The organism is Konateibacter massiliensis (assembly GCF_900184995.1).
Lineage (GTDB): Bacteria > Bacillota > Clostridia > Lachnospirales > Lachnospiraceae > Lachnotalea > Lachnotalea massiliensis.
In genome coordinates, this window is sequence record NZ_LT860097.1 from 77,906 (window position 1) to 101,121 (window position 23,216).

Here is a 23,216-nt window from a genome sequence, read left to right on the forward strand (position 1 = left end):
GTGAGTTAAGATTATGGATAAGCAAAAATTTGAGTCGATTTTGAAAATCGGAGAAACAATTGCCGTAGAGTTTAAGCGTTGTGGAAATGGTATAGAAAATGATGTCTATGAAAGTGTCTGCTCCTTTTTGAATAGGTTTGGTGGGGATATTTTTATGGGTGTCCTAAACGATGGCACAGTTAGAGGAGTGCCAGAGAAAGCAGCAGGAGATATGATTAAGAATTTTATTAAAGTCATTAGCAATCCTGCAATGTTTACACCTACAATTTATCTTGTTCCTGAAATCATTCAGCATGAGGGAAAAACAATCATTTATGTGCACGTACCTGTAAGTGCAGAAGTTCACAGCTTTAAAAAGGAAGTCTATGATCGAGTGGATGATGCGGATGTAAAGGTAACCGCTACAGCACAGCTTGCATCCATGTACATTCGTAAACAGAGTATATTTACTGAAAAGCGGATTTTCCCATATGTATCAACAGATGATTTAAGATTGGATTTATTGCCCCGTATTAGAAAAATGGCTACAAACAACATTGAAGGTACACATGGTTGGGAAGCAATGAATGATGAGGAACTTTTAAGAAGTGCAGGTCTCTATGGCACTGATCGGGTTACTGGAGAAAAGGGATACAATCTTGCCGCAGTTATGCTTCTTGGAAAAGATGATGTGATTAGGGATATCTGTCCGGCATATGAGACAGATGCACTTGTAAGAAAGATTAATGTAGATAGATATGATGACAGAGAAACAGTGAGAACTAATTTAATTGAAAGTTACGATCAATTAATGGATTTTGCAAGAAAACATCTGCCAGATAAATTTTTCTTGGAAGGAACGGAACGTAAGAATCTAAGAAATATTATTACAAGAGAAATGATTGGAAATACATTAATTCATAGAGAATTTACCAGTGTGTATACAGCTAAATTTGTTATTGAGAAAAATAGAATGTATACGGAAAATGCAAGTCGTTCCGCAGGAGACGGAGTGATTACTCCTGAGAATATGGAACCTAATCCGAAGAATCCAATAATTGCTTCATTCTTTAGAAATATAGGATGGTCTGATAGATTGGGATCTGGAGTGAGAAATCTGTTTAAGTACTCAAGGTACTATTCGGGACAAGAACCAGAGTTTATTGAAGGTGATGTTTTTAGAATTATTGTTCCGTTGAATGAGGAATATTCTGCAGATGTCCAGGTAGGCAAGAATAAAAAATCAGCGATAAAAATCAGCGATAAAAAATCAGCGATAAAAATCAGCGATAAAAAATCAGCGATAACAGAAGAAAGGTTGCAAACCATATTAACAAGTATGCAAAAAAATATTGAATATAATACAGAAGAAATCGCAGATATGGTAGGATTAAAAACGGCCAGAACACGGGAACTTTTAAAAATGCTCGTTAATGAGGATAAGATTGAGGCAGTTGGCGCGAATAGAAATCGTAAATATTTGAAGAAACTTTTATAGAAAAAATGAAATATACAAGTGCTTTTTAAGAAGTTAAAAGTTCAAATGCCAAATTTTTTATAATTTTGATTTAAAAATGAAACTTGAGATTGTAAAAGTTGTTAAACAGAGGTGTGCCCTCTGTTTAACAGACAACTCTGCGATTTGAGCTACATCATTAATTCTACTAAATAAAAATTAACTAAAAATGAATTACATAAAAAATAAGAGTCTAAAAGTTTCATAATCGTCCCATCACTAAAATTTCTTCCTTCAGGTTCGGATTAAATTTATTCTCACGAAACATCTTGATTTCATACTTATATGGTGCAAAAGACTTCTTTGGATTCTCAGGAAGCGGTATATAAGGCGTTTCCAGTATTTTGGGAATGTTGGCATAGTCCGAGTGGTGGACAACGGCGGAAAGTGCGTCAAAGCCAATATAGCCGAAACCTGCGTTCTCATGGCGGTCCTTGGAGGCACCGCAGGGATTTTTGCTGTCATTGATATGGAAAACTGCAATCTGGTCTTTGCCGATTAGACGGTCGAACTGATGCAGCACGCCATCCAAATCATGAACGATGTCATAGCCTGCATCATGGACATGGCAGGTATCAAAGCACACGCGAAGCCTGTCATTGTGTACGACACTATCATAAATCTGAGCAAGCTCCTCGAAGGAGCGTCCAATCTCATTTCCTTTGCCGGACATTGTTTCCAGTGCGATGCAACAGTCTTTGTTTGCTGCGAGAACTTCATTCAAGCCTTCTGCAATTTTGCGGATACCCACCTCCACACCGGCACCTACATGAGAGCCGGGATGAAGAATCAGAAGATTGCTTCCCATTGCTGCTGTGCGCTCCATCTCAATCCCCAAGAAACGGACTGCAATCTCAAAGGTGTCCGGGTTGATGCTGTTGGCAAGATTGATAATGTAGGGAGAATGTACAACGAAATCCTTGATTTCATGTTCCACCATAAATGCCCTTGCCGCCTCAATATTTAAATCTGCGATGTCTTTTCGTCTTGTATTTTGCGGGGCACCGGTATAAACCATAAACGTGTTCGCTGCGTAAGAGGCAGCTTCCTTCGCGGAGGCGAGGAACATCTCCTTGCCGCTCATACTGACGTGTGAACCTATTTTTAACATGTTAATCTCCTTTGTTTGCTGTTGCGGTGAATCAGTGTTGACTGCTTCCTCCAATGATACAAAAAATAGTACAAATATGCAAGGGTAATAAGGTTATGAGTAAGTAGCGTAGCGGATTACGAATATCCACTTTGACTTGCGTTTGTAATTTTTCTATGATATAAAAAAAGAAACCTTGCCACGAATATGATGACAAGATTTCTTTTTCGGATATGTTTTCTTATTTTACCGCATTAAATGCTTCTTCCAAATCTTCAATGATATCGTCGATATTTTCCGTACCGATGGATAAGCGGATTGTATTTGGTTTAATTCCTTGTTCTGCAAGCTCCTCTGTATTCAACTGAGAATGTGTTGTAGACGCAGGATGAATAACGAGTGATTTTACATCTGCGACATTGGCAAGCAGGGAGAAAATCTCAAGGTTGTCGATAAAATCTTTTGCTTTCCTGTCATCGCCCTTAATCTCAAAGGTAAAGATAGAGCCGCCGCCGTTCGGGAAGTATTTCTGATACAATGCAGTCTGATTTGGATCTGTTGTCACGGCCGGATGGTGAACCTTTTCTACCTGCGGGTGATTGTTCAGATATTCAACTACCTTTAAGGCATTTGAAACATGGCGTTCCACTCTTAAGGATAAGGTTTCCAGACCCTGCAAAAACAGGAATGCGTGGAACGGAGAAAGAGTTGAACCGGTATCACGCAACAAGATTGCACGAATTTTTGTCACAAATGCAGCCGGGCCAACTGCTTTTGTAAAGCTGATGCCGTGGTAGCTTGGGTTTGGTTCGGTCAGAGATGCGAATTTTCCGCTTGCTTCCCAGTCGAATTTTCCGCTGTCTACGATGATTCCTCCGATGGTAGTTCCGTGTCCTCCGATGAATTTGGTTGCAGAATGAACGACAATGTCTGCGCCGTATTCAATGGGGCGAACCAGATACGGAGTTGCAAAGGTGCTGTCTACAACTAACGGAATCTTGTGCGCGTGTGCTACTTTTGCGATTTCTTCGATATCTGACACATCGGAGTGCGGATTGCCAAGAGTCTCAATGAATAAAGCTTTTGTGTTTTCCTGAATTGCCGCCTCAAGTGATGTAGGATTCGGCTCCGTGAAGGTGGTTGTGATTCCGTACTGAGGAAGTGTGTGTGCCAAAAGGTTATAGGTTCCGCCGTAGATATTTTTTGCAGCTACGATATGGTCACCGTTTTGTGCCAAATTCTGAATGGTGTAGGTTACTGCTGCGGCACCGGAAGCAACTGCAAGCGCTGCCACGCCGCCCTCTAAAGCTGCAATACGCTGCTCAAATACATCCTGGGTCGGGTTGGTCAATCTGCCGTAGATATTTCCGGCATCGGCAAGTCCGAAACGAGCGGCTGCGTGATCGCTGTTGTGAAACACATAAGAAGACGTCTGATAAATCGGAACGGCTCTCGCATCGGTAACCGGATCTGGATTTTCCTGTCCGACGTGCAACTGTAAGGTTTCAAATTTTAAATTTCTGTCTGCTCTTGTTTTTTTACTCATATGGCTCTCCTCTTTCTTTCTATACTATTCCTATTTGTTTAGTATGTTTTTGTGTTTGAGAGAATTATACATAGAATCGAATCATGTGTCAATAGAAATTTTAAATAAAACTTTGGAAAGGAGAACAAATAGTATATAATAGAATATGATGCGGAGAAAAATAAAAAAGATGGAGGAATATAAGTGAAACGAGATAATATTTTTATGAAAATCTGGCGGATTGTATATCCGGTGGGAATATACTTCATGATTACCAATATAATCAGTGTGATTTTTGCTGTGCTGGCTGCATTTTCTGTGATGATGCCATTGATAAGCGGTCAGAAAGAACTTGACCCAATCGCCTTGCAGGAAGAGCTGATTTCTATCGTGTATCAATACTCTTTACTTCTCACGGCAATTGCAGCGGCAATTACAATTCCGATAGCGGCACTGTTGATGCGAAGTGATAGGAGAAGAGAGACGAGGGAATATAAAAGCGTAAGCCCCGGGCTTTACGGATTGGTTGTTATAGCGGCAATCAGTGCTTGCATGACAGGAAATCAACTTTTGACAATCAGTCAGCTTGACAAGATATTTCCGGGCTTTAACCAACTTCAAGAAGTGATTTACGGCGGTGGAATTGTTCTGGAGGTGGCCGCGGTAGTGATATTGGCACCGATTGTCGAGGAACTTTTGTTTCGGGGGATGGTATTTAAGAGACTGTATGGGTATTATGGCAGAATGCCGGCGCTTATCATTTCCAGCCTGTTCTTTGGCGTTTACCATGGAAATGTCGTGCAAGGGGTATATGCCTTTGGAATAGGGCTGCTATTTGCTTTTGTGTATGATAAATATAAAACGATAGCTGCACCGATATTGGCACATATGATTGCGAATTTAACTTCTGTTATATCCTCGGAGACACCGATATTTGATTTTATTTATAATAGTTATGAAAAAAATGTAGTGATTTATTTTTATGTGCTGACGGTGGTTGTGACTGCTATTTGTATCGGAAGTGTTATATTGATTAGCAAATGGGTTCACGCCGAGGAGATTAAAAAAGTGGAAGAAGCGGAAGCTTACGACGTGCAAGGCTAAACTATACGAAATTACTTTGTAATGCATTGGCATATATGGAGAAAATTACATAAAGAATTTTAATACAATTTCAAAAATACTTAAAAGAAAGTGTATAAAAGTAAAAAAATAAAAATCAGGGTTTCGACCTTGATTTTTTTGATTCTTAAATAGAATGTTCAGTAAAATAGAGTGGTTAAGAAGTATTTTGAACATAAACAAATAAAAATAAATTGAACATAAAAATAAAGTTAAAATCTACAAAAACATAAAATAAACAGATAATTGTATTTTGAAATAAAAATATACAAATTATCAGACTATTAAAGAAAAATAATTATTTACAACGAAAAGAAAATATAGTATAGTAGTAACAACAAGAAACACTAATGAAAACAGCCGTTTTTAGTTGAAAAAGAGAAGAGGTATGACAATGGATAATGAAAGAGCGTGTCCTAGCAATCAAAATACCGGATTGTATGACTCAAGATTTGAACATGACAATTGCGGTATCGGAGCAGTTGTTAATATTAAAGGACTCAAAACCCATGAAACTGTTGAAAATGCATTGAAAATAGTAGAAAATCTGGAGCATAGAGCAGGAAAGGATGCAGAGGGCAAGACAGGTGATGGTGTCGGTATCCTGTTACAGATTTCCCATAAGTTCTTTTCGAAGGCAGTGAAGCCTTTGGGTATCAATCTCGGTGATGAGAGAGACTATGGTGTCGGCATGTTTTTCTTTCCGCAGGATGAGCTTAAGAAAAATCAGGCGAAGAAAATGTTTGAGATTATCGTTGAGAAGGAAGGGCTGGAATTCTTAGGCTGGAGAGAGGTGCCAATCCAAAAGGATATTTTGGGACATAAGGCACTGGAATGTATGCCGTACATTGCGCAGGGCTTTGTCAAGAGACCGAAGGAGACGGCACAGGGACTTGACTTTGACAGAAGACTTTACATTGTGCGCCGTATTTTTGAGCAGAGCAATGATGATACTTATGTGGTATCCTTTTCAAGCCGTACTATTGTTTATAAGGGAATGTTTCTCGTAGGACAGCTCAGATTGTTTTTCGAGGATTTGCAGAATCGTGATTATGAATCTGCGATTGCCACGGTTCACTCCCGTTTCAGCACAAACACGAATCCAAGCTGGGAGAGAGCGCATCCAAACCGCTTTATTGTACATAACGGAGAAATCAATACGATTATCGGCAATGTCGACAAGATGACGGCGCGTGAGGAGACGATGGAGACGGGTTACCTAAAGGGAGAGCTTCACAAGGTGCTTCCGGTTATCAGCCGTTCTGGGTCTGACTCTGCCATGCTTGACAATGCGCTGGAATTTCTCGTGATGAGCGGCATGGATTTGCAGCTTGCTGTTATGATTACGATTCCGGAGCCTTGGGCGAACAACCGGAACATGACACAGTCGAAAAAAGATTTCTACCAATATTATGCGACGATGATGGAGCCATGGGACGGACCGGCATCTATTCTTTTTTCAGACGGTGACATAATGGGAGCGGTGCTTGACCGAAATGGATTGAGACCGTCCAGATATTTTATCACAGACGACGATTACTTGGTGCTTTCCTCTGAGGTAGGCGTACTTGATATCGATCCAACTAAGATTGTTGTAAAAGAGAGACTTCGTCCGGGCAAAATGCTTCTCGTTGATACGGTAAAAGGTGTTGTTATTGACGATGACGATTTGAAAGAGCAGTATTCTCACAGACAGCCTTACGGTGAATGGCTGGATCGAAATCTCATTGCATTAAAGTCCTTAAAAATTCCGAACCAGAGAGTACTGGAATTTACAAAGGAAGAGCGTTCCAGAATGCAGAAGGCGTTTGGATACACCTATGAGGAGTTTAAAAATTCTATTATGCCGATGGCAAGGGATGGCGCCGAGGCGATTGCGGCGATGGGAATTGATACACCTATTTCAGTTTTATCCAATAAGCACCAGCCTCTTTTTAACTACTTTAAGCAGTTATTTGCTCAGGTTACAAACCCGCCGATCGATGCAATCCGTGAGGAAATCGTAACATCCACGACGGTTTATGTCGGAGAAGACGGCAACCTGCTGGAGGAAAAGGCTTCAAACTGCCATGTACTTCAGGTAAATAACCCGATTCTGACCAACACCGATCTTCTAAAGATTAAAAACATGAAGGTAGACGGCATGAAGGTTGAGGTAATCCCAATCTCCTATTACAAGAATACGAAGTTGGAGCGCGCGATTGAACGGCTTTTTGTTGAGGTGGACAGAGCACATCGTGAGGGTGTTAATATCTTAATTCTTTCCGATAGAGGCGTTGACGAAAACCATGTTGCAATTCCTTCTTTACTTGCGGTGTCTGCACTTCAGCAGCATTTGGTTAAAACAAAGAAGAGAACCTCAGTGGCAATGATTTTGGAGAGTGGTGAGCCAAGAGAGGTACATCATTTTGCAACCTTGCTTGGATACGGCGCTTGTGCAATCAATCCATATCTTGCACAGGAAACAATTAAGCAGATGATTGATACACATATGCTTGATAAGGACTATTATGCGGCAGTCGAGGACTATAACAATGCGGTTCTTCACGGTATTATCAAGATTGCTTCCAAGATGGGTATCTCGACAATTCAGTCTTACCAAGGTTCACAGATATTTGAGGCAATCGGTATCAGCAGCGATGTAGTAGAAAAATATTTTACAGACACGGTAAGCCGTATCGGCGGCATCACCTTGGAGGATATTGAGCAGGATTTAGATGACAGACATTCAAAAGCGTTTGATCCGCTAGGGCTGGAGGTTGACCTGACCTTAGACAGCATCGGTACTCATAAGATGAGAAGCGGCGGGGAAGAGCATATGTACAATCCGCAGACGATTCATCTGCTTCAGGAGGCAACCAGAAGAGGAGATTATAATCTGTTCAAAGAATATACCTCTCTCATCAATAAAGAGACAGAGCCGGCTAATTTGAGAGGACTTGTCGACTTTGACTATCCAAAGAAAGGTATTCCGATTGAAGAGGTAGAAAGCGTTGCATCCATTGTAAAGCGATTCAAAACAGGTGCGATGTCCTACGGTTCTATTTCACAGGAAGCCCATGAGACATTGGCAATTGCGATGAACAAGCTGCAAGGAAAATCAAACAGCGGTGAAGGTGGAGAAGGATTAGAACGTCTCAGCATCGGATCTGACGGTTTAAATAAATGCTCTGCGATTAAGCAGGTGGCGTCCGGTCGTTTTGGCGTAACCTCCAGATATTTAGTCAGTGCAAAAGAAATTCAGATAAAGATGGCACAGGGAGCAAAGCCGGGTGAGGGTGGTCATCTTCCTTCCGGAAAGGTATATCCTTGGATTGCCAAGACAAGACATTCAACGCCGGGTGTAGGGCTTATTTCACCGCCTCCTCACCATGATATTTATTCCATTGAGGATTTGGCGCAGCTCATTTATGATTGTAAAAATGCAAACACAGATGCCAGAATATCTGTCAAGCTTGTTTCGGAGGCTGGTGTCGGCACGATTGCAGCAGGTGTTGCAAAGGCGGGAGCGCAGGTTATCCTGATTTCCGGCTACGACGGAGGTACGGGTGCAGCACCGTCCAGCTCTATTCACAATGCAGGACTTCCTTGGGAGCTTGGCTTGGCGGAGGCACATCAGACCTTACTGCTCAACGGACTGCGAAACAAGGTTACAGTGGAGACAGACGGAAAGCTTATGAGCGGACGTGATGTTGCCGTGGCAGCATTGCTTGGAGCAGAGGAATTCGGTTTTGCCACCGCACCGCTTGTAACGATGGGCTGTGTGATGATGAGAGTGTGTCATCTGGATACCTGTCCGGTCGGCGTTGCAACGCAAAATCCGGAGCTTAGAAAGCGTTTCAGAGGAAAACCGGAATATGTCGTTCACTTTATGCAGTTTATTGCGCAGGAATTAAGAGAATATATGGCAAAGCTAGGTATTCGCACTGTGGATGAGCTTGTCGGAAGAACGGATTTGCTGAAAGTAAATGACAAGGTGACAAACGAGAGAGCAAGAAAGGTTGACCTTTCCAGAATTTTAAATAATCCGTACGGTGCAGCAGGAGAAAAGGTTACCTTTGATGCAGCACAGGTATATGATTTTGAACTGGAAAAGACGTTGGATGAAAAGGTACTTTTGAAGAAGCTAAAACCAGCTTTGGCAAATAAGCAAAAAAGAAGTCTGGACCTTGATGTAAAAAATACAGACCGCTCCTTTGGTACTATTTTCGGTTCAGAAATCACAAAGCTCTATCATGATACGCTGGAGGAAGACACTTACACAATCAAATGTCACGGAGCAGGAGGACAGAGCTTTGGTGCCTTTATTCCGAAGGGACTTACGTTGGAACTAACCGGAGATAGCAATGACTATTTCGGCAAGGGCTTGTCGGGCGGAAAATTGGTCGTATACCCTCCAAGAGGCGTGAAATTTAAACCGGACGAAAACATTATCATCGGAAACGTTGCGCTGTACGGTGCAACAAGCGGTAAGGCATTTATCAACGGCGTTGCGGGAGAGCGTTTCTGTGTTCGTAATTCCGGTGCCAATGCTGTCGTGGAAGGTGTGGGTGACCATGGCTGTGAATATATGACAGGCGGACGAGTGGTTGTTCTTGGCAAGACCGGGAAAAACTTTGCGGCGGGCATGAGCGGCGGTATCGCTTATGTGCTTGATGAGGACAGTGACTTATATATGAAGCTGAACAAAGAGATGGTTTCAATCAGTGAAATCACATCAAAATATGATGTACTTGAATTAAAAGACATGATTAAAGAACATGTAGCCTATACCAATTCTGAAAAGGGCAAGTTGATATTAGATAATTTTGGCAAGTATCTGCCGAAGTTTAAGAAGATTATTCCACATGACTACAACCGTATGCTTATGACGATTGTGCAGATGGAGGAAAAGGGTCTTAGCAGTGAACAGGCACAAATTGAAGCGTTTTATGCAAATACGAGAGGATAGGAGGAGAGAAAAATGGGAAAGCCAACCGGATTTTTAGATTATAAAAGAGAGACAAGTGAAACAATAAAGCCAAAGGCGAGAATTAAGAATTTTGATGAATTCCATATTCCTCTGTCCAAGGAAAAGCAGCAGCTTCAAGGTGCAAGATGTATGGAATGCGGCGTGCCGTTCTGCCAATCAGGTATAATGCTGATGGGTATGACAACGGGCTGTCCGCTCAACAACTTGATACCGGAGTGGAATGATTTGGTTTACAATGATAACCTGAGACAGGCGTATAATCGTTTGACCAAGACAAATAATTTCCCTGAATTTACGGCAAGGGTGTGTCCGGCTCCGTGTGAGGCGGCATGTACCTGCAGCTTGAATGGGGATGCGGTTGCCATTAAGGAAAATGAGTACGGAATTGTTGAGAATGCTTACGATGCAGGCTATGCGAAGGCGAATCCGCCAAGAGTCAGAACGGATAAAAAAATAGCGGTTATCGGCTCAGGTCCTGCGGGGCTTGCGGCTGCCGACCAGCTAAACAAGAGAGGGCACCATGTCACTGTGTTTGAGAGAAGTGACCGTATCGGCGGACTTTTGATGTATGGTATTCCGAATATGAAGCTTGAAAAACACATTATTGACCGCAAAATAGATATTATGAAGGAAGAGGGCATCGAGTTTGTGACAAATGCCGACGTAGGCGGCAGTTACAAGGCGAACAAAATCCTAAAGGAATTTGACCGTGTTATATTGGCATGTGGAGCGTCCAATCCAAGAGATATCAAGGTGCCGCAGAGAGAGGCAAAGGGAATTTATTTCGCCGTTGACTTCTTAAAGGCAACGACAAAGAGCCTTTTGGACTCCGGGCTTTCAGATGGCAGCTACATTACTGCAAAGGACAAAAAGGTGCTTGTCATCGGTGGCGGTGATACGGGAAATGATTGCGTGGGAACTTCTATCCGCCACGGTGCTGCAAGTGTCGTTCAGCTTGAAATGATGCCGAAGCTGCCGGATTCCAGAAGCGAGGATAATCCTTGGCCGCAGTGGCCGAAGGTTTGCAAAACTGACTACGGTCAGGAGGAGGCAATCGCTGTATTTGGCCACGACCCTCGTACTTACGAGACAACGGTAAAAGAATTTGTAGCAGATGAAGCGGGCAATGTATGCAAAGCAAAGCTGGTAAAATTAGCATGGCAGAAGGATGAGGCGACAGGCCGCATGAAGATGGCAGAGGTAGAAGGCAGCGAGCAGACAATCGATGTGGACCTTGTTCTCATCGCGGCAGGATTTCTTGGAAGTCAGGACTATGTGGCGAAAGCATTTGGCGTGGAGCTCAACGAGAGAACGAATGTGAGTACAGAGTCTGGTAAATACAAGACGAATGTGGATAACGTATTTACAGCAGGTGATATGCACAGAGGACAGTCCTTGGTTGTATGGGCAATCAGGGAAGGCAGAGAGGCTGCACAGGAAGTTGACCGTGATTTGATGGGATATACGAACCTGTAGAATCAGAAGTGAAAAAGATCACAGAGCAATTCGGAAGAAATATGGCTGAGTAGTCAGCTTACAGACGAGGGTAAGATACAGAAACTGTCAAAGCAGTTTTGTGTATCTTACCCTCGTCTTTTTGCAACTTGCCGTGTAAGCCATTGTGATATGCGTGATTGCGGTGTATACTCAAAGAAACTTCAAAATGGATAAATAAGGGAGGCATTTTAAATGGGAAGTATAATAGAAGTAAACGGTATAACGAAGCATTTTCAGAGCGTAAAAGCGGTGGATGATATCAGCCTTGTAATAGAGCCGGGGGAACTGTTCGGTTTTTTGGGAGTGAACGGCGCGGGAAAATCAACGACTATCAATATGCTCTGTACCATATACCCGCCTACGAGCGGTAAAGCAAAAATATGCGGCTATGACCTTGGAAAAGAGGATGAGAAGATAAGAAAGAAAATCGGAGTGGTATATCAGAATAATTGTCTCGATGATATGCTCACCGTGCGCGAAAATCTGCTGTTGCGGGGTGGTTTGTATGAGAAGAGAAGCAGGAAAGTAAAGGAAGAGCTTAGGGAGGTCAGCTCCTTCTTGTCACTTGACAGTATTTTGGAGCGCCCCTTTGCAAAGCTGTCCGGTGGACAGAAGCGAAGATGTGAGATTGCAAGGGCATTGATGCATGCACCGGAAATTTTGTTTCTGGATGAGCCGACTACGGGACTAGACCCATCCACCAGAAAGAGTGTATGGGAAATCATTGAAAAACTTAGAAGCGAGAGAAATATGACGGTGTTTTTGACCACCCATTATATGGAGGAGGCGGCAAAAGCCAGCCATATCGCAATTATAGATGAGGGAAAGATAAAGGAATATGGTACACCGTTTTCCCTGAAAGAAGAGTTTGCAAAAGATCAGCTAAGGCTGATTGCAAAACCGGGAGTTGCGCTTGAGGAAGTGTTAAGACAAAATAATGTGACATTTCGAATACGGGAGGAGAGCTTTTGGGTTTCCCTCTCTGATACCATGGAAGCTCTTCCGGTTCTTGATATGGTGAGACCCCATATAGGTGGCTTTGAGGTGGTACAGGGCTCCATGGACGATGTATTTTTAAATGTGACAGGCAGAACACTCGAAGACTGCGAGAATGAATAGGGGGAGTTTACAATGAATACGTTAGTTAGCTTAATTAAACGAAATATATTAATCTATTTGCGAGACCGAACGGCAGTATTTTTTTCGCTGCTGTCCATGATTATTGTGATAGGGCTTATGATTTTGTTCTTGGGAAATATGAATAAGAACGAGGTGGTAAATCTGCTGGGGCAGTATGGAAGCCAGAGAGATGCAGATTTAGATGCTAAGAATGCCGAGGTGTTAATTCAGGTGTGGACAATTGCAGGACTTCTGGTAGTGAATGCGTTGACCGTCAGTCTGACGATGATTGGAACGAAGGTGGAGGACGAGGCAAAAGGCAGGCTTGCAAGCTTTTATGTGGCACCGATAAGGCGCAGCAGCATGGCGGGAGGTTATGTAGTAGCAGCAATGCTTGTAGCGAGCTTTATATGCTTTATTACACTTGGAATCTCACAGCTGTATTTATTTTTTATGGGTTCGTCTCTGTTCACGGGGGTACAGCTTGTAAAAATAGCAGGCATTATCCTAGCCAATTCTTTCACCTATACAAGTCTGTTATTTTTAGTGGCTTTGTTTGTTCATAGCACAAGTGCATGGGCGGCATTGGAGACGATTATGGGAACCTTGGTAGGCTTTGTGGGGGCAATTTACCTTCCGATGGGAATGCTCCCGGATTCGGTTCAATCAGTCTTAAAATGCCTTCCGATCCTTCACGGTATTTCGCTTATGAGAAAAGTATGCACGGAGTTTGCGCTGGAAAACACATTTTCGGGATTGCCGGGCGAGCTGAGCAAGGGTTATCAAAGCTATATGGGAATTACAGTAGAATATAAGGATGAACTGGTTTCGAGCGGATTTTCACTTATTTTTCTATTGATGTGTGGTATAATAGCATTAATTTTATCCAGCATCTTGATGAAAAGAAGGGCGCTGAAGGAGCGCTAGGCTGATAAACTGAGGGAGGAGAATGCAGGTGAAAATCATCATAGAGGACAGGAATCCGGACGAGGAGGATACGATTCTCATTCGCTGCAAGGACTTAGACGAATCACTTTTAAAACTAATCTACAATTTAAAAATGGGTAAGGAACGGATTGCCGGAATAAAGGATCAAAAAGCCTTCATGGTTGAGCCGGACAGTATTTATTATTTTGAAGCGGTGGATAATAAGGTGTTTTTCTACTGCGAACATGAGGTTTATGAGACAAAGCTTAAATTGTATGAGATAGAAAAGGAATTTGAACAGACAGATTTTTTTCGGGCATCCAAATCCACAATTGTCAATCTATCCAAAATAAAAAGTATTCATTCTATTTTTAACGGCAGATTCGAGGCTGTCTTAAAAAATCAAGAGCGGGTCATTATTTCAAGGCAGTATGTGGCAGATTTAAAGAAGCGGTTTGGATTATAAAAGAAAAGGAAAGGAAACGTGTTGTCATGTCATGGATAAAGAGTATATTAAATACATTTGCATATACAACAACAGGAACCTTGCTTGGAGCAGCAGTCTACACAGAGCTGTTCTGGAAAAATTTCGAGGTGTCGATGGGGATTCTCTGGCAGATTTTAGCGGTAGGTTTTTTGTGCAGCTTAGGCAATTTACTTTACTACAACGGAGGCAGGGAAAAGTCTGAAAAATGGCAGTTTCTCTTACGAGTATCGTTGCATTACCTCTATATCAACGGAGTTGTAATCGGCTGCGGATTGCTCTTTGAATGGTTTTACTGGTATCGCCTGGATATGATGGCGGCGATTGTTGCGGTCATATTAGTTATCTTTGTGGTGATTTGGACGGTAAGCTATCAGAAGGATAAGAGGCTTGCGGAGCGGCTCAATGAGAAGCTGAGGGGATATTATCAAAAAGAATAATAAAAGTACAGGGAAAAATCCGTAAAATCAGGATGTTTTCCCTGTACTTCTCTTTAACCTTATAAATTTATTTAAGCTAATTTATTTCCTTCATAGACAGCGATATCTAATGGCTGCGCTAATAAATCCTGTATTGCTGCTCCAAATGAGCCGAAATGCTCTGTTTTCATATGAGTATCTAAGCTTTCCTTGGATTCCCATTCCTCCACAAATGTATAGTTACATTTGTCCTCTGTGTTTGAAAGAAGGTTGTAGGAAATATTGCCGTTTTCCTTTCGTGTTTCATTGATACAGTTTTGAGCGGCAGAAACAAATTTCTCCCCGTTTCCTTCTTTTACTTGTACGTTAGCAATCACTATAATCATCTAATTTTCTCCTATTTGCTTTTCCTATACTGAATCGGTGTCAATCCAATCTGCGACTTAAATACTCGGATAAAATGTTCCGGATTCTCATAGCCGACCATATTGGAAATATCCTCGACAAGCATATTACTTGTTTTTAAAATGTGACATGCCTTGTTTAAACGGCACTCCTTCACTAAATTGCCGAAGGTTTCCCCGGTCTTATCTTTGATGAACTTAGATAAGTATGGTTCCGTTAAATGAAAGTGTGCAGCCATAGACTGTAAGGTGACGTCACGGTAGTGTTCCTTGATGTATTCATGCATTTCTTTGGCACGCTCATCCTGAAAGCCGTTATTTCCTGTAACCTCACCAAGTCTGTTGATTGCAGTGGTTAAAGCCTGAATGGATGCCTTGATGATATCATCGTCAATTCCGACACCCCAATAGGTCTTATCCTTTTCTGTTATACTCACATAAGCAATCGCTTTGGAGGAAGAGCCTCGGGTCAGAGAGTGCTCAGAATAGTCTGCTAAGTCATATTCAAAGCCAAAGTAATCCTTTAACGCGTTACTCACCGCGTCTAAACGTCCGTTTCCGGTGCCGTTGATAATCGTTTTTTTACCTTTATGGAAAACCGTAACCTCAGTCTGAATTCCATTTTTCTGTGTAAAGTGGCACTCATCTACCGCGAAGGTAGAAGGAACATCCACATACTCCTCTTTGAAAATATCATAAATCCACTGCGGTGTTAACTCCTTGTGCTCTCTGTCAGAAACGCTCTTCGCAAGATAGCTCATCTCTTCTTTCATCTTATCCGGCATAGTGATGCCGTAATTATTTTTCAGAATGTATCCGACGCCGCCCTTGCCGGACTGGCTGTTGAAGCGGATGACATCAGAATCGTAAGCACGGCCGATATCCTTCGGATCGATTGGCAGATATGGAACATTCCAAATATTGCCCTCCTGCTCCTCGTGACATGCCATACCTTTTGCAATCGCATCCTGATGGGAGCCGGAAAAAGCGGTAAAGACTAACTCACCGGAGTAAGGCTGTCTTTCATAGACATGCATGCGAGTCAATCTCTCGTATACCTCTGCAATTGCAGGAAGATTGCCAAAATCAAGCTCTGGGTCCACGCCGTGAGAGAACATATTCATTGCCACGGTAATAACGTCTAAGTTACCGGTTCTCTCCCCGTTTCCGAATAAAGTACCCTCTAAGCGGTCTGCACCAGCCAATAATCCAAACTCGGCATCGCTGATTCCACAGCCTCTGTCGTTGTGCGGGTGAAGGGATAAAATAACATTTTCACGGTAGTTAAGGTTTTTGTGTATATACTCGACCTGACTTGCAAAAACATGAGGCATAGCATTTTCAACGGTAGTAGGAATGTTGATAATTGCTTTTTTCTCAGCGGTCGGCTTCCAAACGTCAAGCACTGCGTTGCAAACGTCAAGCGCATAGTCAACCTCGGCACCCGGGAAGCTCTCAGGGCTATACTCAAACTGGAAGTTACCGTCGGTTTCGTCAGCAAGTTTCTTTAACAATTCAGCACCTTTGACGGCGATTTCCTTAACCTCCGCCTTGGATTTTTTAAATACCTGTTCTCTCTGTGCGACAGAAACAGAATTATATACATGTACGATGGCACTTGGTGCACCCTTTAATGCCTCAAAGGTTTTCTTGATGATATGTTCTCTTGCCTGTGTTAAAACCTGAATTGTGACATCATTTGGTATCATATTACGGTCGATTAACGCTCTCACGAACTCAAACTCTGTCTCGGAAGCAGCAGGGAAGCCTACCTCAATTTCCTTAAAACCGATTTTTACGAGCAGTTTAAAAAATTCTAATTTTTCCTCTAAGCTCATCGGCTCAATTAATGCCTGATTTCCGTCTCGCAAATCAACGCTGCACCAGATAGGTGCTTTTTCGATTGAATCCTTTTTCACCCAGTCATAAGTAGTTTTTTCAGGCATAAAATAAATTTTCTCATACTTTGTAAAATTTTTCATTTTAAATCCTCCTCTTTTTTAGCTTATACGAAAGAATGGCCTTGGTACATTCCCCCTATGATACAAAAATAGCTTCGTCTCATCTGATTACTCATCATAGAGACGAAGCTGTTATGTCTTCGCGGTACCACTCTAATTCATAGCCTTCTGCGATATTCACATTGGCATATGCACTCTGTCGATACGGCCTGTCGGCTTATATCTGTTCCCTTTAACGGAGGAAATGCGGCTAACACTACACTTACATATTTGTAATTTCGAATAGCGGTTCCAAGGCTAGTTCCTTATATTCCTTCTGCCGCTTTTCACCAGCCAGCGGCTCTCTGCAATCGGGGCAATAAGTAATACTCCTCTTCATTACCTTTTAAATATATACAAATCAAGTTTGCTTACGTTGAAACAATCATATCACAGAAAAAAAATTTGGTCCAGTACTAAAATTAATCAATTTGGTTGATAAAATTTAATCTTCCTAACTGTTTTATTATTGTTTATAATAATATTATAGAAGAAAAAATATTTTTTCAAGAATGTTGTAGTAAATCAAAAATAACCTACGTTATTATTAATATAACAAATGAGTGGAGGGCAAAGAATGTTCCTATATCTTTCGATGATAGAGACCGAGGAGGAAAAGTGCAAATTTGTACAGATATACGAGAACTATCAGTATTTTATGTGGTATGTGGCAAATGAGGTTTTACAGGACAAATATCTGGCAGAGGACGCAGTCCAGGATGCTTTTTTAGCACTGACTAGACATTTGGATAAGGTGGAGGAGGTCAAGAGTACGAAGACGAAAAATTTTATTGCGACCATTGTAAAAAGTAAAGCAATTGATATTCTTCGAAAGAAAAAAGGACAGACAGAAGAATATGAAGAGGGTATTGTGGGTGAAAGCCGGGAAGATATATTGGACAATTACATACAAAAGGAAGATCATGAGAGTTTAGTAGAGGCGATTTATCAATTGGATGAGCTGTATCGTGTGGTTTTTGAATATAAGTATCTTCACGAGTTTTCCGACAGGGAAATTGCACAAATTCTTGAGGTGACGCCAAAGGTTGTGAATGTCCGACTGTTTCGGGGAAAAAAGAAGCTAAGGGAAATACTCGCAAAGGAGGGCATATAAGATGCAAAGCAGTGATGAAAAGCTACGTGAGGCATTGAGGGACTGTCTGGAGAGAGAATTGGCTTTTGTTCCGCCTGCGCAGGATATCAAAAAGCTTCACACTCCGTCGAAGCAGTTTGAAAAGAGAATGCAGGGGATAATCAGGACAGAGCAGTATAAGGAGAAGTGGAAGACTATCCTTGGCGGCAAGAAGAAATTTTATTATGCCGCGGCAGTGATTTTGCTGTTTCTTGGAGTGCAGGTAGGAACAAATTTTATGTATATGGGAAAAAGCTCGCCTTATGAGGCAGATATGTCTACACAGACGACGGAGGAGATGGCAACGGCAACGGATGAGGAGACAGGAATGGCATCTTCGATGGCAGATACGGCAGCAGGAGAAGCGTCTATTAACGCTGAAACATCAAACGGAGAGGCTGAAGCAACCGACATAGAGGTATTGTATTCCCAATGGAGTGTGAGTCAGGTTTTGGATGGGGAAGTGACGTTTTCCCTTACAAACTCAAAAGCAGAGGAAGGATTTTACTCTGATATCAGCTTGGTTGAAAAAGCAGAGGAGGGCAAATGGATATCCGTTTATACAAAGGAGGATTTGGAGGAATATTCGATTTTGGGAATGGATACGGTGGAGGAGCGGATAAAGGCATCGGACTACAATATGAAGGAAGCCGGCATATACCGATTATACCGCTATATAAATGAGGAAGAAGTAACAGTAGACATAGAGATACCATAAAAAGGAGGATATGATTATGAAAAGAAAAATGAGACAGGGAATAATTGGATTGGTAATAGCGGCAAATATGCTGGTGCTTGCGGCATGCGGCAGCGCAAATCAGTCGGGATCAAAGGCAACGGAGGAGATGAGCATGGACACTGCCACGACAACAGAGTCGGTGGCTATGGATAGCGGAGCGTATATGTCGGATACGGCGTCAGAAAATGCATCAGGCATTGAGAGCCAGTCAGAGGTAATCAGCGATACAAGCCAGATTTCGGGGCAGAAGCTTATCAAAGACGTCAGCATGTCCGTTGAGACGAGAACGTTTGATGACTTTATGAATGAGCTGACAAACCAGATTACAAGCTTAGGCGGGTATGTAGAAAGCTCAGATATAACCGGTGGAAGCTATCAATATGAGAACTATCGATATGCCTATGTGACAGCCAGAATTCCGGCAGAAAAGCTAAATGGTTTTGTGGCAGTTATAAAGGAAAGAGGAAATGTGACACAGACAAGTGAGCAGACAACAGATGTGACACTTCAATATGTGGATATCGAAAGCCATTTGAAGGCATTGAAGATTGAGCAGGAGACATTGTTAAATCTGCTGGAAAATGCAACCAAAATGGAGGATGTCATTGCAATTCAAAGTCAGCTTACGCAGGTGCGCTATGAAATAGAATCAAACGAATCCCAAATTCGTACTTATGACAATTTGGTCAATTACAGCACAGTGAGAATCAATGTTTCTGAGGTGGAAAGAGAGACACAGGCGGATGAGAAATCCTTTGCAGGAGAAATTAAGATGAAACTGTCTGACAATCTTTATGCGATTAAAGAAGGTTTTAGAAGCTTTTTGATTGACTTTATCGCAGCACTTCCTTATATTATAATATGGGGTGTTATTCTATTTGCCTTATTTATTGGAGGCAAAAAGATATACAAAGTATACAGGAAGAAAGAAATGGCAAGAAGCAGTAACAGTGAACCAGATAGTAAGCCAGAGGAGAAAGAGCCGAAATAGATTTATATGCAGCAGTTCAGTCGTATGGCTGAACTGCTGCATATAAAATAAATAAGGAGAAACGATGAAAATAACAGTGGAGGACAATAATATCATAATGGAGGAGGCATCTTCCTTTGATATTGAACAGATTTTGGAATGCGGACAGTGCTTTCATTATGAAAAGCTAAAAGATAAGGATTATGTCGTGGTTGCGAGAAGGCACCTGTTACATATTGAGCAGACAGAGGATAAGGTTATTTTTTATGACACCGATAAGAAAACATTTGATACTGTGTGGAAGCCTTATTTTGATTTAGACTGCGACTATGCAAAAATAAAAAAATGGCTGGTACAGAATGAACATTCGATTTTAAAGAAGGATGGCGTATTAAAGGAGGCAGTTACAGCTTATTCAGGTATCAGGATTTTAAATCAGGATTTTTTTGAGACGCTTATTTCTTTCATTATTTCACAAAACAAGCAAATTCCACATATCAAGCAGATTGTAAACACACTATCTGTCAAATATGGAGACCCTGCGGGTGAGGTGTGCGGCAACACCTACCATCATTTCCCAACATTGGAGCAGCTTTGCAAGGTGAGTGAAAATGAGCTTAGGTTGTGTAAAACGGGTTTTCGTGCACCTTATATTGTAGCGGCGTGCGAAAAGCTTGTTCAGGATGCCGAGCTTGAGGAGAGGCTTAAAAAGGCTTCCTCGAAGGAAGTGTTGGATGAGTTGATGCAGATTAAGGGAGTGGGCAGCAAGGTTGCAAGCTGTGTCGCTCTTTTTTCCCTGTCAAAGTGCGATGCTTTTCCGGTTGATGTATGGATTCAAAGAATAATGGAAAAAATCTATTTTGACAGAGAGGCGCAAAAAAGTGAAATTATTTCCTTGGCTTTGGAGTTATACGGCTCCTACGGGGGCTATGCCCAGCAATATTTGTTTTATTATGCAAGGGAGAACCGTGTAAAAATTTAGCTTTTATACTGCTGTGAGATGTTGTTATAAAGCGGAAGGCTGAATGGAAAAATAATGGTAACAGTTCAGCCCAGCATGAATAATTTGACTTTTTGCGGAGTATGATTAATAAAAGTGCCGTCAAAATATTCAAAAGTGAGAAAACGAGAGAAAACAAGAGATAAAATGAGGTATACAGAGAAAAGAATAAGAAATTAAAGTGTCAAAACAGTTGCATAAATGTAATAAATTAACTAATATAGGACTATCGGTTAGCACTCGACCAAAGCGAGTGCTAATAAAATGAAAAATAATAAAAAATAGCTGAATTGGCGTGAAAGAAACGTCAGGAAAGGAGTTAAAATGAAATTAGCACCATTAGGAGACAGAGTTGTAATTAAACAGTTAATCGCAGAAGAGACTACAAAGTCAGGTATTGTTTTACCGGGACAAAATAAAGAAAAACCGCAGCAGGCAGAGGTAATCGCAGTAGGACCGGGCGGAGTCGTAGACGGCAAAGAAGTGGAAATGCAGGTAAAGGTTGGAGATAAAGTAATCTACTCCAAATATTCCGGCACAGAGGTTGAAATTGAGGATGAAGAGTTTATCATTGTAAAACAGAGTGATATTTTAGCAGTGATTGAATAAATAATGGAACTATAAAATTTCTAGGAGGAATTAAGACATGGCAAAAGAGATTAAATACGGCGCAGAAGCCAGAGCAGCATTAGAGTCAGGTGTAAACCAGTTAGCAAATACAGTTAGAGTAACATTGGGACCAAAGGGAAGAAATGTTGTATTGGATAAATCATTCGGAACTCCGCTTATCACAAATGACGGTGTTACAATTGCAAAGGAAATTGAATTGGAAGACTCCTTTGAGAACATGGGCGCACAGCTTGTAAAAGAAGTTGCAACAAAGACAAACGATGTGGCAGGTGACGGAACAACAACCGCTACTGTTTTAGCGCAGGCTATGATCAACGAGGGAATGAAAAACCTTGCAGCAGGAGCAAATCCGATTATCTTGAGAAAAGGTATGAAGAAAGCAACTGACGTTGCAGTGGAAGCAATTGCCGGAATGAGCCAGAAGGTAAACGGAAAAGACCACATTGCTAAGGTTGCTGCAATTTCAGCAGGTGATGTTGAAGTTGGTAACATGGTAGCGGATGCAATGGAGAAGGTTTCCAACAACGGCGTTATCACAATCGAGGAATCAAAGACAATGCTTACCGAGCTTGATTTAGTGGAAGGTATGCAGTTTGACAGAGGATATATCTCAGCTTACATGTCAACTGACATGGAGAAAATGGAAGCTGTTTTAGATAATCCATACATTTTAATCACAGACAAGAAAATTTCCAATATTCAGGATATTTTACCGCTTCTTGAGCAGATTGTTCAGTCCGGTTCAAAGTTATTAATTATCGCAGAGGATGTAGAAGGTGAAGCGCTGACAACATTAATCGTAAACAAATTAAGAGGAACTTTCCAGGTTGTTGCAGTAAAGGCACCGGGTTATGGCGACAGAAGAAAAGCTATGCTTGAGGATATCGCTATTTTAACAGGCGGTCAGGTTATCACAGATGATATGGGACTTGATTTGAAAGAGACCACAATGGAGCAGCTTGGACGTGCAAAATCTGTTAAGGTTCAGAAAGAAAACACCGTTATCGTTGACGGAGAAGGAAAGAAAGAGGATATTTCCTTTAGAATCAACCAGATTAGATCACAGATAGAGGAAACAACCTCTGAGTTTGATAAAGAAAAATTACAGGAGAGACTTGCGAAGTTATCCGGTGGTGTTGCAGTAATCCGTGTAGGTGCTGCTACTGAAACAGAGATGAAGGAAAAGAAGCTTCGTATGGAAGATGCACTTGCAGCGACAAAGGCAGCAGTGGAGGAAGGAATCATCGCAGGCGGCGGTTCTGCTTACATCCATGCTACAAAGGAAGTTGCTAAATTAGTGGAAACACTTGAAGGAGACGAGAGAACAGGTGTAAATGTTATCTTAAAGGCACTTGAATCTCCATTGTTCCACATTGCAGCAAATGCAGGTCTGGAAGGCTCCGTTATCATCAGCAAGGTAAAAGAGCAGAAGGCTGGTATCGGCTATGACGCATTGAAGGATGAGTATGTAGACATGGTTGAAGCAGGTATTCTTGACCCTGCAAAGGTTACAAGGAGTGCATTACAAAATGCTACAAGCGTAGCTTCTACCTTACTGACAACCGAGTCTGTTGTGGCAGTAATCAAAGAAGATATGCCAGCTATGCCAGGCGGCGCACCTGGAATGGGAATGATGTAATCATTTAGGCAAATCAGCTATTTAAAATAAAAAATATCCGTATTTTACACAA

Annotated in this window: 18 protein-coding genes and 1 other annotated feature; of the genes, 14 read left to right on the forward strand and 4 right to left on the reverse strand. The window is 41.7% G+C overall.

Features of this window, described 5'->3' with window-relative positions; all coding sequences use genetic code 11:
- Window positions 1-13: 13 nt before the first annotated feature.
- Window positions 14-1,477, forward strand: a complete 1,464-nt coding sequence (locus CTY48_RS00365; RefSeq protein WP_099466535.1) for an RNA-binding domain-containing protein — start codon at window positions 14-16, stop codon at window positions 1,475-1,477.
- Window positions 1,478-1,697: 220 nt separating this feature from the next.
- On the opposite strand, the gene CTY48_RS00370 is transcribed toward CTY48_RS00365, so the two are convergent.
- Window positions 1,698-2,606 (reverse strand): deoxyribonuclease IV, encoded by a 909-nt coding sequence (locus CTY48_RS00370; RefSeq protein ID WP_099466536.1) that lies wholly within the window; start codon window positions 2,604-2,606, stop codon window positions 1,698-1,700.
- A 220-nt stretch (window positions 2,607-2,826) separates the two neighbouring features.
- Window positions 2,827-4,131, reverse strand: a complete 1,305-nt coding sequence (locus CTY48_RS00375; protein ID WP_099466537.1) for an O-acetylhomoserine aminocarboxypropyltransferase/cysteine synthase family protein — start codon at window positions 4,129-4,131, stop codon at window positions 2,827-2,829.
- Window positions 4,132-4,314: 183 nt separating this feature from the next.
- On the opposite strand from CTY48_RS00375, the gene CTY48_RS00380 reads away from it, so the two are divergent.
- The 7 genes from CTY48_RS00380 to CTY48_RS00410 all read left to right on the forward strand — a co-directional run bounded on the left by CTY48_RS00380 (window position 4,315) and on the right by CTY48_RS00410 (window position 14,671).
- Complete coding sequence (locus CTY48_RS00380; RefSeq protein ID WP_099466538.1) at window positions 4,315-5,214, forward strand: CPBP family intramembrane glutamic endopeptidase; 900 nt, start codon at window positions 4,315-4,317, stop codon at window positions 5,212-5,214.
- Window positions 5,215-5,626: 412 nt separating this feature from the next.
- Window positions 5,627-10,183 carry a glutamate synthase large subunit gene (gene gltB / locus CTY48_RS00385; RefSeq protein WP_099466539.1) on the forward strand — a complete coding sequence of 1,519 codons (4,557 nt, stop codon included), beginning with the start codon at window positions 5,627-5,629 and terminating at the stop codon, window positions 10,181-10,183.
- Between the two features lie 12 nt (window positions 10,184-10,195).
- The gene (locus tag CTY48_RS00390) at window positions 10,196-11,680 is read left to right on the forward strand and encodes a glutamate synthase subunit beta (protein WP_099466540.1); all 1,485 of its coding nucleotides are present in this window, start codon (window positions 10,196-10,198) and stop codon (window positions 11,678-11,680) included.
- Window positions 11,681-11,893: 213 nt separating this feature from the next.
- Window positions 11,894-12,820, forward strand: coding sequence for an ABC transporter ATP-binding protein (locus CTY48_RS00395; RefSeq protein ID WP_099466541.1), 927 nt, complete (start codon window positions 11,894-11,896; stop codon window positions 12,818-12,820).
- A gap of 12 nt (window positions 12,821-12,832) precedes the next feature.
- Window positions 12,833-13,747, forward strand: coding sequence for an ABC transporter permease (locus tag CTY48_RS00400; RefSeq protein WP_099466542.1), 915 nt, complete (start codon window positions 12,833-12,835; stop codon window positions 13,745-13,747).
- Between the two features lie 22 nt (window positions 13,748-13,769).
- Window positions 13,770-14,213, forward strand: coding sequence for a LytTR family DNA-binding domain-containing protein (locus CTY48_RS00405; RefSeq protein WP_099466543.1), 444 nt, complete (start codon window positions 13,770-13,772; stop codon window positions 14,211-14,213).
- Between the two features lie 26 nt (window positions 14,214-14,239).
- A complete protein-coding gene (locus CTY48_RS00410; RefSeq protein WP_099466544.1) occupies window positions 14,240-14,671 on the forward strand; it encodes a DUF3021 domain-containing protein in 432 nt (143 codons plus the stop codon).
- Between the two features lie 71 nt (window positions 14,672-14,742).
- Here CTY48_RS00410 and CTY48_RS00415 read toward each other — a convergent pair whose 3' ends face one another.
- Window positions 14,743-15,036 (reverse strand): putative quinol monooxygenase, encoded by a 294-nt coding sequence (locus tag CTY48_RS00415; RefSeq protein WP_099466545.1) that lies wholly within the window; start codon window positions 15,034-15,036, stop codon window positions 14,743-14,745.
- A gap of 11 nt (window positions 15,037-15,047) precedes the next feature.
- Complete coding sequence (locus CTY48_RS00420) at window positions 15,048-17,036, reverse strand: 2-isopropylmalate synthase (RefSeq protein ID WP_099466546.1); 1,989 nt, start codon at window positions 17,034-17,036, stop codon at window positions 15,048-15,050.
- A 95-nt stretch (window positions 17,037-17,131) separates the two neighbouring features.
- Window positions 17,132-17,403, reverse strand: a binding site (T-box leader).
- 228 nt (window positions 17,404-17,631) lie between these two features.
- On the opposite strand from CTY48_RS00420, the gene CTY48_RS00425 reads away from it, so the two are divergent.
- The 6 genes from CTY48_RS00425 (at window position 17,632) to groL (ending at window position 23,164) form a co-directional block, all read left to right on the forward strand.
- Window positions 17,632-18,168: an RNA polymerase sigma factor gene (locus CTY48_RS00425; protein ID WP_180272599.1), complete on the forward strand. Its 537-nt coding sequence runs from the start codon at window positions 17,632-17,634 to the stop codon at window positions 18,166-18,168.
- Window position 18,169: 1 nt separating this feature from the next.
- A complete protein-coding gene (locus CTY48_RS00430) occupies window positions 18,170-18,904 on the forward strand; it encodes a hypothetical protein (protein ID WP_099466548.1) in 735 nt (244 codons plus the stop codon).
- A 16-nt stretch (window positions 18,905-18,920) separates the two neighbouring features.
- Window positions 18,921-19,916, forward strand: a complete 996-nt coding sequence (locus tag CTY48_RS00435) for a DUF4349 domain-containing protein (protein ID WP_180272600.1) — start codon at window positions 18,921-18,923, stop codon at window positions 19,914-19,916.
- A 64-nt stretch (window positions 19,917-19,980) separates the two neighbouring features.
- The gene (locus tag CTY48_RS00440; RefSeq protein ID WP_099466550.1) at window positions 19,981-20,877 is read left to right on the forward strand and encodes a DNA-3-methyladenine glycosylase family protein; all 897 of its coding nucleotides are present in this window, start codon (window positions 19,981-19,983) and stop codon (window positions 20,875-20,877) included.
- Window positions 20,878-21,219: 342 nt separating this feature from the next.
- The gene (locus CTY48_RS00445; RefSeq protein WP_099466551.1) at window positions 21,220-21,504 is read left to right on the forward strand and encodes a co-chaperone GroES; all 285 of its coding nucleotides are present in this window, start codon (window positions 21,220-21,222) and stop codon (window positions 21,502-21,504) included.
- Window positions 21,505-21,541: 37 nt separating this feature from the next.
- Window positions 21,542-23,164 (forward strand): chaperonin GroEL, encoded by a 1,623-nt coding sequence (gene groL / locus CTY48_RS00450; protein ID WP_099466552.1) that lies wholly within the window; start codon window positions 21,542-21,544, stop codon window positions 23,162-23,164.
- Window positions 23,165-23,216: the final 52 nt, after the last annotated feature.